This window comes from Halorubrum gandharaense (genome assembly GCF_054654575.1).
The window spans coordinates 1,822,788-1,836,225 of the sequence record NZ_BAAIET010000001.1; the positions used below are offsets into that span (position 1 = coordinate 1,822,788).

The following is a 13,438-nucleotide window of genomic DNA, read 5'->3' on the forward strand; positions in this document are numbered from 1 at the left end:
CGGGCGCGACTGAAAAGGTGACGGGTGCGGTCTCGCACGCTGATGGCGCCGCGTCGGTCGCCTCAGGTCAGCTACGTCAGCTGAATGTCGTCGATGTCGTAGTGCCGCTTTGCCAGCGTCCGGGCCGTTTCGATGTTGCGTCCCTCGGCGCCGATGGCGACGCCGCGGTCGGCCTCCGGCACCTCGACGTACGCCACCCGGTCGTTCTGCTCGGAGATCGTCACGGCGTTGACCGCCGCCGGCGCGAGCGCGCTGGCGACGAACGCCTCCGCAGTGTCGGCGTCCTCGACGAGCTCCACGTCCTTGCCGAGCTTCCGCTCGACCTCCGTGACCGTCTCGCCCGCCTGGCCGATCGCCTCGGCCATCTCGCCGGCGGGCACCAGAAAGACGAGCCTGTCGCCCTCCACGAGGCAGTCGCGCGGCGCCACGCCGGTCAGCTCGTCGAAGCGACCGATGTAGCGCCGGGCCTCGTCGGAGAGCTCGACGCGCATCAGTCGTCGCCCACGACCCGCGACCCCATGCGGAGGTCGACGTCGCCCGTGCCGATCGACACCGGCTTGCCGGCGATCACGTTCTCGATCACGCCGTCGAGCTCGTCGTACTCGCCGTGGATGGCCGCGTCGAGCAGGTGGTTCACCGTCACCTCGAACGCCGCCCGCGCGAGCACCGAGTCCTTGTTGCCGGAGATGCCGTGCCGGCCGATGGAGTCGATCTCGCCGTTGTTCGTCATGATGTCGGCGACCAACATCAGGTGCCGGACGTTCACGTCGTCGAGCCCCTGCTCCTCGAGGGTCTCGTTCGTCTCGTTGATGATCGTCTCGCGGGCCGCCTCGACGCCGAGGTTGCGGTAGATCTCGTGGATGTTGTTACACGTCGTCCGGGAGGCGTCGACGCCCTCGATGTCGAGCGCGTCGCCGAAGGCGGACCCTTCGGTGTAGAGGACGAACTGCTCTTCGCCGTCGATCTCCTCCTTCCGGATGACGACGCGTTCGACCTCCTCGATCCCCTTGAAGACGATGTCACGGAGCTGCTCGACCAGCTGGAGCAGCTCACGGTAGCTCGGCTCGTTCGGGCCGAACTCGATCACGGTGCCCGAGCGCCGGGTATCGACGCCGAGCGCGTCCTCGATCGTCTCGGAGACGATCGCCGCGACCTCCGAGGGGTTCGAGTGGGTTGGCCACCGCTCTAACAGCGTGTCGTCGTTGAGGTCGATGCGGACCAGCATGTCCGCGACGTTCGTCGACACGTCGCCGAGCGCGAGGATCTTCGTCGACTCGATCGCCCAGACGACCTCGTGGGCCTTCTCGCGTTCCGTCGCGTACTCGCCCTCAAGGTGGACCGTCATCATCGGCGTGTCCGGCGTTTTGCGGGCGTCCACCAGCTCGATGAGCCGGGGGAGCCCCTGGGTCACGTCGATCTCCGCGACGCCTGCGTAGTGGAACGTGTTCATCGTCATCTGCGTTCCCGGCTCCCCGATGGACTGCGCGGAGACGGTGCCGACGGGGTCGAGCGGGTCGACCCGCGTCTCGATGTAGCGGTTCTCGACGCCGGTGGCGATCTCGGTCGCGTGTTCGATCGTGACCTCGCCGTGCTCCTCGGCTTTGGCCTCGATCGTCTCGTACACCTGCTGTTTGATGCGTGACGGAAGCTCCGTCGCCTCCACCACGGCCTCCATGTCGTCGGTTACGTGGTCGTATTCAGTCATCGGAGTCCACCCCCAGTCCTTCCGCCTTGTTCAGGCCCGGACCGGCGTGTTCGGAGAGGTTCGTCGGCGGCTCGCGCTCGCCGAGGAACCGCTGTTTCTCGTCGTCCGACGCGAACTCCGCCTCGAGCACGCGGTCGGCGATGCCGTCGACGTCGATCTCGTCGTCGACGCCGGACGACACCTTCACCGGCGAGGTGCCGTCCTCGCCGAACTCGAACTGCACGATGGTGCCGGAGGTGTCCCGCACCGTGCCGTCGTACTGCGCTTCCAGCTCGGAGAGCGCGTTGATGAGCCGGCGCTGCAGGTAGCCGGACTTCGAGGTCCGGACTGCCGTGTCGACCAGCCCCTCGCGGCCACCCATCGCGTGGAAGAAGAACTCCTGAGGCGTGAGCCCGCCACGGTAGGAGTTCTCCACGAAGCCGTGCGCCTCCGCGGAGAGGTCGTGCTCCTGATAGTGCGCGAGCGTACGGTTCTCGTAGCCGCGGTTGATCCGCTCGCCACGAACCGCCTGCTGGCCGACGGAGCCGGCCATCTGCGTCAGGTTCAGCATCGAGCCACGCGCACCGGAGCGGGCCATCACGACCGCCGGGTTGTCGTCGCCGAAGTGCTGATCAGCGATCTCACCTGCGGAGTCGCGAGCCTTGCCGAGCGTCTGCATGATCTTCATCTCCAGCGTCTCGTCGACGCTGCGGCCCGGCAGCGATTCGAGCTCGCCGGCGCGGTACGTCTCGATCAGCTCGTTGACCCGGTCGTACGCCGACCCGATCGCCTCGTCGACCTGCTCTTCGGCCGCCGGCGGGATCGACTCGTCGTCGATCCCGATCGAGAAGCCGAAGTGCATGATCGCGCGCATCGCCAGCGACGCGATCTCGTTGATGAACACGCGAGCGCGCGTCTCGCCGTACATCTTGGTGAGCGTGTCGACGACCTCGCCGCCGAACGCCCCGACGGCGTCCTCGTCGATCGTCCCCTCGATCAGCTGGCCATCCTCGATGACGACATCGTCGCCGGTCGAGGAGGTGAAGGAGAGCGAGAGGTCCTCGGGAAGCAGCTCCGAGAACAGCGTCCGCCCGGTCCAGTACTCCCTGCCGGCGTCGTCGACGCCGTCCGCCTCGGGGAGCTCGTCGACCCGCGTCGCACGCAGCAGGTCCAGCGCCTGCGTCTCCGTGAACTGCGGGTTCGAGTGAGTGAGCAGGTAGGTGCCCGAGATGTGGTCCTGGATGGCGCCGATGATGTTCCCGCCGAAGCGGGGGCTCAGGATCTGCTCCTGTACACGCATCAGGACGCGCGCCTCCGCACGCGCCTCCTCGTTCTGGAGCGCGTGCATGTTCATCTCGTCGCCGTCGAAGTCGGCGTTGTACGGCGGGCAGACCGTCGTGTTCAGCCGGAACGTCTTGTACGGCATCACGACGACCTCGTGGGCCATGATCGACATCCGGTGGAGCGACGGCTGGCGGTTGAACACCACGATGTCGCCGTCGACGAGGTGGCGGTTCACCTCCCACTCGGGCTCGATCTTCTCGGCGAGCTCCTCACAGTTCTTCTCGGTCACCTTCAGCCGGCGACCGTCGGGACGGCGCACGTAGTTCGCTCCGGGGTGGGCCTCGGGGCCGTTCCGGACGTACTGCTGGGCCTCCTCGACGTTGCGCTCGGTGACGTTGATCGTCTGGGTCATCTCCGTTGCGACCCGGTCCGGCACGCCGACCTCGTTGAGCGAGAGCGTCGGGTCCGGCGAGATGACGGTCCGCGCCGAGAAGTTCACGCGCTTCCCGGACAGCGAGCCACGGAAGCGTCCCTCCTTCCCCTTCAGTCGCTGGCTGAGGGTTTTGAGGGGGCGGCCGGAGCGGTGACGCGCCGGCGGCGTGCCCGAGATCTCGTTGTCGATGAACGTGGTGACGTGGTACTGGAGCAGCTCCCAGAGGTCCTCGATGATCAGCTGCGGGGCACCCGCCTCACGGTTCTCCATGAACCGCTGGTTGATGCGGATGATGTCCACCAGCTTGTGGGTGAGGTCGTCCTCGGACCGCTGGCCGTTGTCCAGCGTGATGGAGGGACGCGTCGTCACCGGCGGCACCGGCAACACGGTCAGGATCATCCACTCGGGCCGGGAGTGCTCGGAGTCGACGCCGAGCACGTCCAGGTCCTCGTCCGGGATGTCCTCGAACCAGTCGCGAATGTCCGAGGGCATCAGCTTGTTCATGTCCTCCTCCGTGAGGTCGATGTCGAGCGCCTTCTCGATGGCGCGCCGGTCCTCCTTGCGGGGGCGGAACTCGCCGGCCATGACCTCGTTGATCCGCTCCAGCGAGATGTCCGTCTTCTCGGCGAGCTCCTGCGGGGAGGTTCCCGGGTCGTCGTCCTCCTCGTCTGGCTGCATCGCGGCGGCGATGCGCTCGGAGTAGTCGCCCGACAGCACGTCCTGCACCTCGTAGTAGGTGGTTGGCTTCTCGTGTTTGATGTCCGCCTGCGGCTCGCCACAGAACGGGCACGTCGACGCCTTCCGTGCCTGGCGCACGGCGGCTTTCAGCACGTCGTGAAGGTCGTCGCCGAGCTCCTCGGCGCGCTCGTAGCGCTCCTGGAACTCCTCGCGCTGGCTCTCGTCGAGCGCGAGCCGGCCGCAGTCACGGCACGTCGAGCGCAGCAGTCGTCGGATGAGCTTCGTGAACCCGACGTGGATGACGGGGGCCGCCAGCTCGATGTGGCCGAAGTGACCGTTACAGGAGCCGGAGTGGGATCCGCAGGTCCGACACTCCAGTCCGGGGTCGATGACGCCGAGCCGCGGGTCCATCAGCCCCATGTCGATCGGGTAGCCGTCGTCGTCGTAGGTGTCCGCCGTGATCACCTTCGTGGCCGACATGTCCCGGTACGTCTCCGGGTCCATCAGCCCGAAGTCGATGCCGCCGAGCACTTTGGGTGTTTGCATTGACATTTAAATCGCGTCCTCCAGTTCGAGTTTCGGCCGAATGCCGAGCGCAATCATCTCGTCGAGGAGGAGCTTGAACGCGTAGCTCACCTCGAGTTCGTGGATGTCGTCCTCGTCGCCGGTGACGGGGTCGTACACGCGGCGCTGTTCGCGGTCCTCGACCGCGACCAGTCCCGTATCCGCCGAGACGTACACCTGCTCGGCGTCGGACGACTGCAGCAGCCGCTCGTTGAGCACCATCGACGCGCCGTGGCCGATGATGGTGTCACGCTCCATCTCCCCGACACGGAGGCCACCCTCGCGGGCACGACCCTCCGTCGGCTGTCGGGTGAGAACCTGCACGGGACCGCGCGAGCGGGCGTGCAGCTTGTTCGACACCATGTGGTACAGCTTGTGGTAGAAGATCGTCCCGACGAAGATCTCCGCCTCGATCTTCTCGCCGGTGACGCCGGAGTACATGACCTCCTTGCCGGAGGACTTGAAGCCGTGCTCCTCGAGCCCGTCGCGGAGCTCGTCCTCGTCTTCGCCCTGGAACGGCGTCCCGTCGACGCGCGAGCCGCGCAGCGAGCCGACCTTCCCGCCGAGCATCTCCAGCACGTGACCCACCGTCATCCGGGACGGAAGCGCGTGCGGGTTGAGCACGAGGTCGGGGACGACGCCCTCCTCCGTGAACGGCATGTCCTCCTGGGGTGCCAGGTGGCCCACGACGCCCTTCTGTCCGTGGCGGGACGCGAACTTGTCGCCGAGCTCCGGCACGCGCTGGTCGCGCACCTTCACCTTCGAGAGCTTCGAGCCGTCCTCGCCCTCCATCAGCGTCACCGTGTCGACGACGCCGTCCTCGCCCGAGCGCATCGTGACGGAAGTCTCCCGCCGCTTCTGTGGCGAGAGGCCACCCATGTCGTCGGGCTCCTCGAGGAACCGCGGCGGGCTGGTCTTGCCGAGCAGCACCGACGACTCGTCGACTTTCGTCTCGGGGTTGACGAGGCCGTCCTCGTCGAGGTGCGTGTACGCGTCCTCACCGCGTGCGCCACGTACGTCCTGTTCGGGGATCTCGAAGCGGTCCTCCTGTCCGCCGGGGTACCGGCGCTCCTCACCCTCGTAGGTGCGGAAGAAGTGCGACCGCATCAGCGCGCGGTCGACCGACCCCTGGTTCATCACGAGCGCGTCCTCGATGTTGAACCCCTCGTAGGACATCACGGCGACGACGAAGTTCTGCGCCGCCGGGCGCTCGTCGAAGTTGATCTGGTCGGACGTCTGCGTCTTCACCATCGCCAGCTGCGGGTAGTGCAGCAGGTGCTGGCGCGTGTCCGGCCGGATCCGGTAGTTCGCCGAGGGCAGCCCGAGCGACTGCTTCATCATCCCTGCCCCCATCGTAATCCGGGGCGAGGCGTTGTGCTCGGGGTACGGGATCATCCCCGCGCCGATGCCGAACACCAGCGACGGGTCGATCTCCAGGTGCGTGTGGTCCTCGGTCACGCCCTCCTCGTCGACGGCGACGAGGATGTCCTCCTCCTCCTCGGCGTCGATGAACTCGACGTAGCCGCGGTCGACGAGGTCCTCGAACTCGAGTTCGTCGTTCTCGACGGCGGCGATCTCCTCGTCCCCGAGGAGGGGCTCGCCGTCCTCGACGACGATGAGCGGCCGCCGGGCGCGCCCGGCGTCCGCGTTGACGATGACCTCCTTCGTGCGGTCCTTCACGGAGACGTTCACCATGTCGGAGACGTCGCCTCGGCGGCGCGCCTCGCGGATCTGTTCTGCGAGCTGGTTCGGGTCCGGATGCGTCCCGACCAAGCTCCCGTTGACGTACACTTTCGCTTCGCGTTCTGCCTGAGCCATATTAATCGTCCGCCGTCTGTCGTTCGACGCCCTCGATGCCGGGGATCCCCTCGACACCCATCGACGCCAGTTCTCGTTTCAGCCCCTGTTCGTCATCGATGTTCTGGGAGAGCTCCATCGCCTGCGCGAAGTTCTTCACCAGTCCACAGTTCGGCCCCTCCGGCGTCTCGGAGGGACAGATGCGACCCCACTGGGTCGCGTGTAAGTCCCGCGCCTCGAAGTGCGGCTGCGACCGCGACAGCGGCGAGCGCAGGCGGCGCAGGTGTGACAGCACGCCCATGTAGTCCGTCCGGTCGACCAGCTGGGAGACGCCCGAGCGACCACCCACCCAGTTCCCCGTCGCGATCGGGTGTTCGAGTCGCTCAGTCAGCACGTCGGAGCGAACGACCGTGTTGACGGTGAGATCGCGGTTCCGCATGTTGGCGCGCTCCAACTGGTACTTCACGTCGCGTGCGAGCTTGTTCAGCGCCGTCCGGAACAGGTCCCGCATCAGGTCGCCGGACACCTTCAGGCGCTTGTTGGCGTAGTGGTCCTTGTCGTCCGACTCGCGGCGTTCGAGCGCGAGCTCGAAACACGCCTCGGCCATCCGACAGAGGTAGTACGCCTTGTTGATCCGCACGTCCTCCTCCTCGACGCCCTCCTCGTGGAGGTGCGGCAGGAGGTAGCGGTCGATCACGTAGTTCGCCCGCTTCAGCTGGTAGTTCTTCCCCTGGCCGGAGGCGACGCGCTCGCCGAGAGTCTCGATCGCGCCCTCGGTCGTCTGCACCTCTGCCTCCTCCAGATTCTCCAGCATGAACTTCACGATCTCGGGGTCGTCCGAGACGCGGTGGACGATCTCCTCGTCGGATTCGAGGCCGAGCGCCCGCACGAGCGTGACGAAGTCGATGGAGCCGGAGACGGAGGGGAACGACACTTCGAGCAGCCCCTCACGGTTCCGCTCACACAGCACCAGCGCGCGGTACCCGCGGCGCTGGCTGAACGTCTTGGCGACCTGGATCTCGTCGCCGTACTTCGTGTCGTACTCCGCGAGGATCTTGTTCGGCGCCAGGTCCTCCGAGGTCATCAGCACGCGCTCGGAGCCGTTGACGATGAAGTAGCCACCGGGGTCGACGGGGTCCTCACCGATGTCGATCAGCTCCTCGTCGGAGAAGTCGGCCATGTTACACTTGTTCGAGCCGACCATGATCGGCATCCGGCCGACCTTCGTCTCCGTCGTGTCGACGATGGTCTCCGGCTCGTCCTCGCCGCCGCGCACGATGGACATCTCCATGAACACGGGCGCCGAGTACGTGATGTTCCGCAGGCGGGCCTCCTGCGGATACAGTAGTTCCTCGGAACCGTCGGCTTCGCGAACGCGCGGGGTGACCATCCGCACGTCGCCGAGCTCGACGTAGACGGGCTCTTGGCCCTCCTTGTCGCCGATGTCGGTTTCGATCCGCTCTTTCTCGTCGACAACTTCCTGCATGCCGCGGTCGAGGAAGTTGTTGAACGAGCGGAAGTGGTGCTCTGCGAGTCGGTCGTCGGAGAAGTATTCGCGCGACACCGCGCGACGGTCTTGCCTGTTCATGAGACGACGAGTCGGAACACGACCGCCTGGTCGGTCGTTCGGGAGTCTCGCACGATCTTCACCACGTCGCCGACTTCTGCATCGTCGGGAATCGCGGGATCCGTGCGTTTGATCTTCGGCAGGTTGGTCTTTTTCACGTTGTACTCCGCCAGAACCTCCTCGACCTCCTCGGGGTCGTCGAGAAGGATGTGGTCCGGGACGAGTTCGTGTTGGCTTACGTCTACCATGGGTGCTGGTGGTGGGGAGAAGCTATCACGAGATACTACAGCGAGTTATAGGGGCCAGTCCAATAAGGCTTGTTAAGCGCGTCCGCCACGCGCGGCTCCCGGAAACGAGGGCGAGCGTCACTCGACCCGAGGAATTCCGGATTCAAAAGGATATCGCCGCGTGTCACCTCCCCGCACTCCGAGACGGGATGATAAGCCTTATCTGCCAGACACGGATACGAAGAAACGCAGTCAGCCCGGATGGTGTAGTGGCCCATCATTTGTCCCTGTCACGGACAAGACGCGGGTTCAAATCCCGCTCCGGGCGTCTCCCGTTTTCGGGAGCCGGACTGCACGTGTTTGCCCGGATGGTGTAGTGGCCCATCATTTGTCCCTGTCACGGACAAGACGCGGGTTCAAATCCCGCTCCGGGCGCTTTTTGCGAACGCAATACGAACGAGGAACGGCAGTGACGAGTGAGCCGCGTTCGAAAAAACGGCCCACGAGGGGTTTGAAACAGGGAGTGAAGTGAGCGTAGCGAACGGAACGACTGAGGGTCAAATCCCGCTCCGGGCGTCTTCTGTCGACGCCAATCAACGAGCGGAGCGGATCGATACGGCCCGCAGCACGTTCACCATTGGGGTCACACATTTTGAGGGTTGAGGAGCGATCATCGGTATGACCGATTCTCGCAATTCCAAAGACGTGGGTGATGAAACGGAGGTCCGGGTCATCCACGACCTCGTCTCGAACGGATACAGCGTCTCCATTCCGTTCGGAGATAATGACAAATACGACCTCATCATTGACGACAACGGATCCCTCTATCGAATACAGTGTAAGACCTGCTGGGAAACGGAAAAAGGGACGATCCGGTTTAATACGCACTCACAGACGACGAAAGACGGAGAATATCACGAGCAAACGTACGAGGACGGAATCGACGCGTTCGTCGTCCGTCACCCGCCCGACGAGACCCTGTACTGGGTCGACGTAGACGAGGCAGGATCACAGAAGATGGAGCTCCGCTTCGAGGCCGAGATCGACCATCCCGCCATCAACTGGGCCGACGACTACGTCTTCGACGGCGAGATCCCGCAGTAGTCCTCCTACAGGTCCGACTCGTCGAAGACGAGCTCGACGGCGTGCTCCCGGAGCCACTCGCGGTGCGTCTCCCACGCGGGGTCGAAGCGCTCGACGACCGTCCAGAAGTCCTCGGAGTGGTCGCGTACCTCGAAGTGCGCGAGTTCGTGGACGACGACGTACCGGCGGACCGCCGGCGGAGCGAACAGCAGTCGCCAGTTGAGGCTCACGGTGCCCGTCGTCGAGCAGGATCCCCAGCGGGTGGACTGGTTGCGTATCTCGACCCGTCCCACGTCGTCGGCCACGCCCATGCGGGGCGCGAGCGTCGCGACCTGCGACTCGAAGCGGTCGCGGGCCGTCTCGCGGAAGCAGTGTTCCAGCGCACGTTTGCCGGCGGTGCGGTCGACGTGGCTGCGCGCGAGCCGTATCACCGTCTCCTCTTCGTCGACCACGGAGGACCGCCGGCGTTCGACGACCACCTCGTGGGGCTCGCCGTCGACGGGCCACACTGCTCCGGCACCGTACTCCCGGTCGGGCGCGCGCTCCCGGTAGGCGGCCATCTCGGCGCGCTTCTCGCGGAGCCAGTCGGCGTTGGCCGCGAGGACGCGCTCGGGGTCAACCCGCGATCCCGTGGGGAGTACGACCGTCACGCCGGTCGGCGCCACGTCGATGCGGGCGCGGGTCGCGCGGTCGCTCCGTCGGACATCGTAGGGTACGCGCTCGCCGTCGACGACCGTCTCCCGGGGCGGACCCTCACGTTCTCCGCCGTCTCCATCGTCATCGTGGCCCCCGCCACCGTCCGTGCTCGACCCCGGCACAGCTCACCGAAGTCGCCGCACCAGATAGTAGGCGCCGAGCGCAAGGAACGTCACGAGAAGCGTTGCGGCGGTGAGGAAGGCGGCAACCCGGGGAAACACCATCCAGAACGCCACGTAAAACGAGAAGGCGAACGCGAGCAGGGCGACCACGAACACCCCGCGGGAGGGGTTCTGCACCGCGGCGACAAACACCCGCTGTGGCAGCGAGAGGTCGCCGAGGTCGACCGGGTCCGCCGCGTCGACGGGGGCGTCGCCTTCCGTGGCCGGGTCGGGACCGACCACCTCGTCGGGCGCACGTGGCGGTTGCTCCGGGTGGGCATCGTCGCCGCCGGCGGTCGTGTCGGCCGCGGCGGTTGTGTCGGCCGCGTCGCTCGTGTCGCCGTTCGACCCGCCGGCGGGGCGTTCGTCATCGTCCGTCACGAGCCGGGGTTGGACCTCCGACGCCGAGTAGCTGTCGCTCCCGTACCCCAACTTCGCTACGCCGCCACGCCACCCAGCGCGATGCCGGCGAGCAGCGCGCCGAGCGCGACGACCAGATTCGCCGCCGCGAAGCCGGCGGCGACGCCGGTCTCGCCGTCCTCGGCGGTCGTCACTGTCTCGACCGCGAACGAGGAGAACGTCGTGAACGCGCCACAGAAGCCGACGGCGACGACGAGAAACGTCTCGCCGCCGATTCCGACACCGACGAGCAGTCCCAACACGATACTTCCGAGCCCGTTGACGACGACCACCGACTCGCGGCCGGCGACCGCCAGGCCGACCGCGTGACGCGCCATCGCGCCGGCGGCGCCGCCGAGTCCCACCAGGACGGCGGCCAGAGTCGGGTCGGTCACAGTCGCCTCCCGACGGCCAGCCCGGCGAGGGCACCGATCAGGCCGAGCACGTAGCTGGCGGCGACGTAGCCGGTTCCCGAAAGCGTGCCGAGCGCGACCGCGTCGGCCACGAAGGTGCTGTACGTGGTGAACGACGAGAGCGCGCCGGTGCCGACGAGCAGCTGGGTGCGGACGCTGGCCGCTCGCGTCACCAACAGCCCGAGCGCGAAGGAGCCAACGACGTTGACGGTGAGCGTGCCGGCGCCGGTGGGATCGTGGACGAGCAGGTCGATCCCGTAGCGCGCGACGGCGCCCGCGAACCCACCGAGCGCGACGAGGAGAAACCCGGCGGCGCTCCGTTCCATACGCCGACCTCGTGGCTCTCCCAGTTGGGCGTTTGGATCCGGGCGGGGCAGTCCTTCGGCGCGCGGTGCACGGACCCCTTCCGCGTTCTCCACGCTTTCCGCCGGCGCCGCCGCGAGGTCGATCGCCCGCGGGCTCGCACTCCCGTGAGTCGTTCGGCGCTCACGAACCCGGACACGCCACAGGAGCGTCGGTCGTTTCGCCCACCCGGCCCGCTTATACGTCGGGACGAACTACGTCGAAGCGAATGAGCGAGGAGTTCGTCCTGCTCGAACCGGAGGAGAGTCCCGGCGACGAGTGGGAGGAGATCGACGTCGCCGACACCGAGGCCGACAGAGTCGCCCGCAAGCAGGACCGCGAGTTCGACGAGTTCCGCAAGCGGGTGAAAGACACCGAGCAGTTCAAACTCCAGGAGTCGGTGTTCGACGACGCCACCCTCGCGGCCCTCTACAAGCTGGTCCAGGACGGCTACATCGACGCCTTCGGCGGGCCGATCTCGACGGGCAAGGAGGCGAACGTGTTCGAGGCGCTCGGCGGGGAGGCCGGCGAGCGCCCGGAGCCCGGCGAGGCGGAGGCCGCGAGCCGCGCGGCCAACGCCCGCGAGGTCGCCGTGAAGGTGTACCGGATCAACTCCTCGAACTTCCGCCAGATGCGCGAGTATCTGGAGGGAGACCCGCGGTTCGAGGGCATCGCCAACGACAAGAAGGCGGTCGTGCTGGCGTGGACGAAAAAGGAATACGCGAATCTCATGCGCGCGCGCAAGGCCGGCGTCCGCGTGCCGGAGCCGCTGGCGGTCCAGCGGAACGTGCTCGTGATGGAGCTGGTCGGCCACGCGGAGGACCGCGCCCGCCGGCTCTCGGAGGTGACGGTGGAGAACCCCGAAACCGCCTACGAGGTCGTTCGCGAGTACATGCGCCGGCTGTTCCGCGCGGGGCTGATCCACGGCGACCTCTCGGAGTACAACATGATCATCCACGAGGGCGAGCTCGTGATCATCGACCTCGGGCAGGGCGTGACGGTCCACCACCCGCACGCCGGCGAGTACCTCGACCGCGACTGTGAGAACGTGGCGACGTTTTTCACCCGACAGGGGATCGACGTGACCGGCGACGAGCTGCGCGAGTACGTGACGGAGCCGGAGGCGGACCCAACTGGGGAGCCCGAAGGGGCGGATGCCGGCGGCGGAGAGTAGGCGTCGACGGCGGCGGACGGCTCTCCGCGGCGGCGCGACGACGAAACCCCTGAGAGCAGGCCTCAGCCACCGAGTGAGTGTGACCCAAACCCGCACGGCGCGGAACACGTTTAAAAGGCTCCGCCGGCTATTCGACGACATGCAACACGTGACGGTTCCGCAGGACCGTATCGGCGTCGTCATCGGCGCCGGCGGTGAGACGCTGCGGGAGATCGAAGACCGGGCAGGCGTGCGACTCGACGTGGACTCCGAGTCGGGTAGCGTTTCGATCGAGGAGGCGGGTGACCCCGTCGCCGCGATGGTCGCGCCGGACATCATCAAGGCGATCGGCCGCGGCTTCAAACCGGAGACCGCGCTGTCGATCCTCGACCACGACCTCCGGACGCTGGAGCTGATCGACCTCTCCGAGCACACGCGCAACGACAACGACCTCCAGCGCAAGAAGGGGCGGATCATCGGTGAGAACGGCCGCACTCGGGAGCTCCTCGAGGAGCTGTCGGGCGCGAACGTCGTCGTCTACGGCTCGACGGTTGGCGCCGTCGGCGGCCCCGAGGAGCTGCAGGTCGTGCGCCGAGCCGTCGGGATGCTCCTTGATGGGGCGCCCCACGGCGCGGTGTACTCCTACCTCGAGCGCAAGTCGAACGAGCTGAACGACGACGTCGACTTCAGCGCGCCCCAGTAGCGGCGCCCCGTAGGAGCCCGCCGGCGGTCGCAAGCGGTACCCTTCACGTTCTCCTCGAACGCGGAACCACTCGCGTTTTTCCCGTTCTGCCCAGTCGGCACCACGAGGAGGGTGCTGGTAGGCAGTATATAAAATAGCGTGTGAATGACACACACAGAGGCATCCATCGGGTGACCGTGTTGCGTTCTCGCATAGAGTCAGCGTAAGGTTTTTATAGAATCACAAACAATCAAGGGATGATTATGTCTCAGCGA

13 protein-coding genes and 2 tRNA genes are annotated in these 13,438 nt (G+C 66.6%); 5 read left to right on the forward strand and 10 right to left on the reverse strand.

The annotated features are described in order from the left end of the window. Nucleotides 1–71: 71 nt before the first annotated feature. From ACYQ07_RS08730 to ACYQ07_RS08755, 6 genes are read right to left on the reverse strand one after another with little or no spacing between them, the layout of a single operon-like run. The gene (locus ACYQ07_RS08730; protein WP_459880009.1) at nucleotides 72–491 is read right to left on the reverse strand and encodes a NusA-like transcription termination signal-binding factor; all 420 of its coding nucleotides are present in this window, start codon (nucleotides 489–491) and stop codon (nucleotides 72–74) included. After that, nucleotides 491–1,705 (reverse strand): DNA-directed RNA polymerase subunit A'', encoded by a 1,215-nt coding sequence (gene rpoA2 / locus ACYQ07_RS08735; protein WP_459880012.1) that lies wholly within the window; start codon nucleotides 1,703–1,705, stop codon nucleotides 491–493. Before rpoA2 ends, ACYQ07_RS08730 begins: the two co-directional genes overlap by 1 nt. Then, on the reverse strand, nucleotides 1,698–4,625 hold the full coding sequence (locus ACYQ07_RS08740) for a DNA-directed RNA polymerase subunit A' (RefSeq protein WP_459880015.1): 2,928 nt from the start codon (nucleotides 4,623–4,625) through the stop codon (nucleotides 1,698–1,700). Before ACYQ07_RS08740 ends, rpoA2 begins: the two co-directional genes overlap by 8 nt. A 6-nt stretch (nucleotides 4,626–4,631) precedes the next feature. After that, on the reverse strand, nucleotides 4,632–6,461 hold the full coding sequence (gene rpoB, locus ACYQ07_RS08745; protein ID WP_459880018.1) for a DNA-directed RNA polymerase subunit B: 1,830 nt from the start codon (nucleotides 6,459–6,461) through the stop codon (nucleotides 4,632–4,634). A 1-nt stretch (nucleotide 6,462) separates the two neighbouring features. Continuing rightward, a complete protein-coding gene (locus ACYQ07_RS08750; RefSeq protein ID WP_459880021.1) occupies nucleotides 6,463–8,028 on the reverse strand; it encodes a DNA-directed RNA polymerase subunit B'' in 1,566 nt (521 codons plus the stop codon). Further along, nucleotides 8,025–8,255, reverse strand: a complete 231-nt coding sequence (locus ACYQ07_RS08755) for a DNA-directed RNA polymerase subunit H (protein WP_459880024.1) — start codon at nucleotides 8,253–8,255, stop codon at nucleotides 8,025–8,027. Before ACYQ07_RS08755 ends, ACYQ07_RS08750 begins: the two co-directional genes overlap by 4 nt. 234 nt (nucleotides 8,256–8,489) lie before the next feature. On the opposite strand from ACYQ07_RS08755, the gene ACYQ07_RS08760 reads away from it, so the two are divergent. From ACYQ07_RS08760 to ACYQ07_RS08770, 3 genes are all read left to right on the forward strand, one after another. Next, nucleotides 8,490–8,562: transfer RNA gene (locus ACYQ07_RS08760), tRNA-Asp, on the forward strand. Between the two features lie 34 nt (nucleotides 8,563–8,596). Next, nucleotides 8,597–8,669, forward strand: a tRNA-Asp gene (locus tag ACYQ07_RS08765). Nucleotides 8,670–8,912: 243 nt separating this feature from the next. Next, nucleotides 8,913–9,338 (forward strand): group I intron-associated PD-(D/E)XK endonuclease, encoded by a 426-nt coding sequence (locus tag ACYQ07_RS08770; RefSeq protein WP_459880027.1) that lies wholly within the window; start codon nucleotides 8,913–8,915, stop codon nucleotides 9,336–9,338. Nucleotides 9,339–9,343: 5 nt separating this feature from the next. Here ACYQ07_RS08770 and ACYQ07_RS08775 read toward each other — a convergent pair whose 3' ends face one another. Genes ACYQ07_RS08775 through ACYQ07_RS08790 form a run of 4 tightly spaced genes read right to left on the reverse strand, consistent with a single transcriptional unit; the run spans nucleotide 9,344 to nucleotide 11,312 of the window. Continuing rightward, a complete protein-coding gene (locus ACYQ07_RS08775; protein ID WP_459880030.1) occupies nucleotides 9,344–10,135 on the reverse strand; it encodes a M48 family metallopeptidase in 792 nt (263 codons plus the stop codon). A gap of 3 nt (nucleotides 10,136–10,138) precedes the next feature. Continuing rightward, on the reverse strand, nucleotides 10,139–10,555 hold the full coding sequence (locus ACYQ07_RS08780; RefSeq protein WP_459880032.1) for a hypothetical protein: 417 nt from the start codon (nucleotides 10,553–10,555) through the stop codon (nucleotides 10,139–10,141). A gap of 56 nt (nucleotides 10,556–10,611) precedes the next feature. Next, nucleotides 10,612–10,968, reverse strand: coding sequence for a fluoride efflux transporter FluC (locus ACYQ07_RS08785; protein ID WP_459880035.1), 357 nt, complete (start codon nucleotides 10,966–10,968; stop codon nucleotides 10,612–10,614). Next, entirely contained in the window at nucleotides 10,965–11,312 is a 348-nt protein-coding gene (locus ACYQ07_RS08790) for a fluoride efflux transporter FluC (protein ID WP_459880038.1), read from the reverse strand. Before ACYQ07_RS08790 ends, ACYQ07_RS08785 begins: the two co-directional genes overlap by 4 nt. A gap of 245 nt (nucleotides 11,313–11,557) precedes the next feature. Between ACYQ07_RS08790 and rio1 the strand changes: the two genes are divergently transcribed. Then, entirely contained in the window at nucleotides 11,558–12,502 is a 945-nt protein-coding gene (rio1, locus tag ACYQ07_RS08795) for a serine/threonine-protein kinase Rio1 (protein WP_459880041.1), read from the forward strand. A 139-nt stretch (nucleotides 12,503–12,641) separates the two neighbouring features. After that, on the forward strand, nucleotides 12,642–13,184 hold the full coding sequence (locus tag ACYQ07_RS08800) for a KH domain-containing protein (RefSeq protein WP_459880043.1): 543 nt from the start codon (nucleotides 12,642–12,644) through the stop codon (nucleotides 13,182–13,184). Nucleotides 13,185–13,438 lie beyond the last annotated feature (254 nt).

Coding starts and splice junctions, on each gene's coding strand:
- rio1 (WP_459880041.1), top strand. CDS start 11,558: ATGAGCGAGGAGTTCGTCCTGCTCGAACCGGAGGAGAGTCCCGGCGAC.
- ACYQ07_RS08800 (WP_459880043.1), top strand. CDS start 12,642: ATGCAACACGTGACGGTTCCGCAGGACCGTATCGGCGTCGTCATCGGC.
- ACYQ07_RS08790 (WP_459880038.1), bottom strand. CDS start 11,312: ATGGAACGGAGCGCCGCCGGGTTTCTCCTCGTCGCGCTCGGTGGGTTC.
- ACYQ07_RS08730 (WP_459880009.1), bottom strand. CDS start 491: ATGCGCGTCGAGCTCTCCGACGAGGCCCGGCGCTACATCGGTCGCTTC.
- ACYQ07_RS08755 (WP_459880024.1), bottom strand. CDS start 8,255: ATGGTAGACGTAAGCCAACACGAACTCGTCCCGGACCACATCCTTCTC.
- rpoA2 (WP_459880012.1), bottom strand. CDS start 1,705: ATGACTGAATACGACCACGTAACCGACGACATGGAGGCCGTGGTGGAG.
- rpoB (WP_459880018.1), bottom strand. CDS start 6,461: ATGGCTCAGGCAGAACGCGAAGCGAAAGTGTACGTCAACGGGAGCTTG.
- ACYQ07_RS08750 (WP_459880021.1), bottom strand. CDS start 8,028: ATGAACAGGCAAGACCGTCGCGCGGTGTCGCGCGAATACTTCTCCGAC.
- ACYQ07_RS08740 (WP_459880015.1), bottom strand. CDS start 4,625: ATGCAAACACCCAAAGTGCTCGGCGGCATCGACTTCGGGCTGATGGAC.
- ACYQ07_RS08770 (WP_459880027.1), top strand. CDS start 8,913: ATGACCGATTCTCGCAATTCCAAAGACGTGGGTGATGAAACGGAGGTC.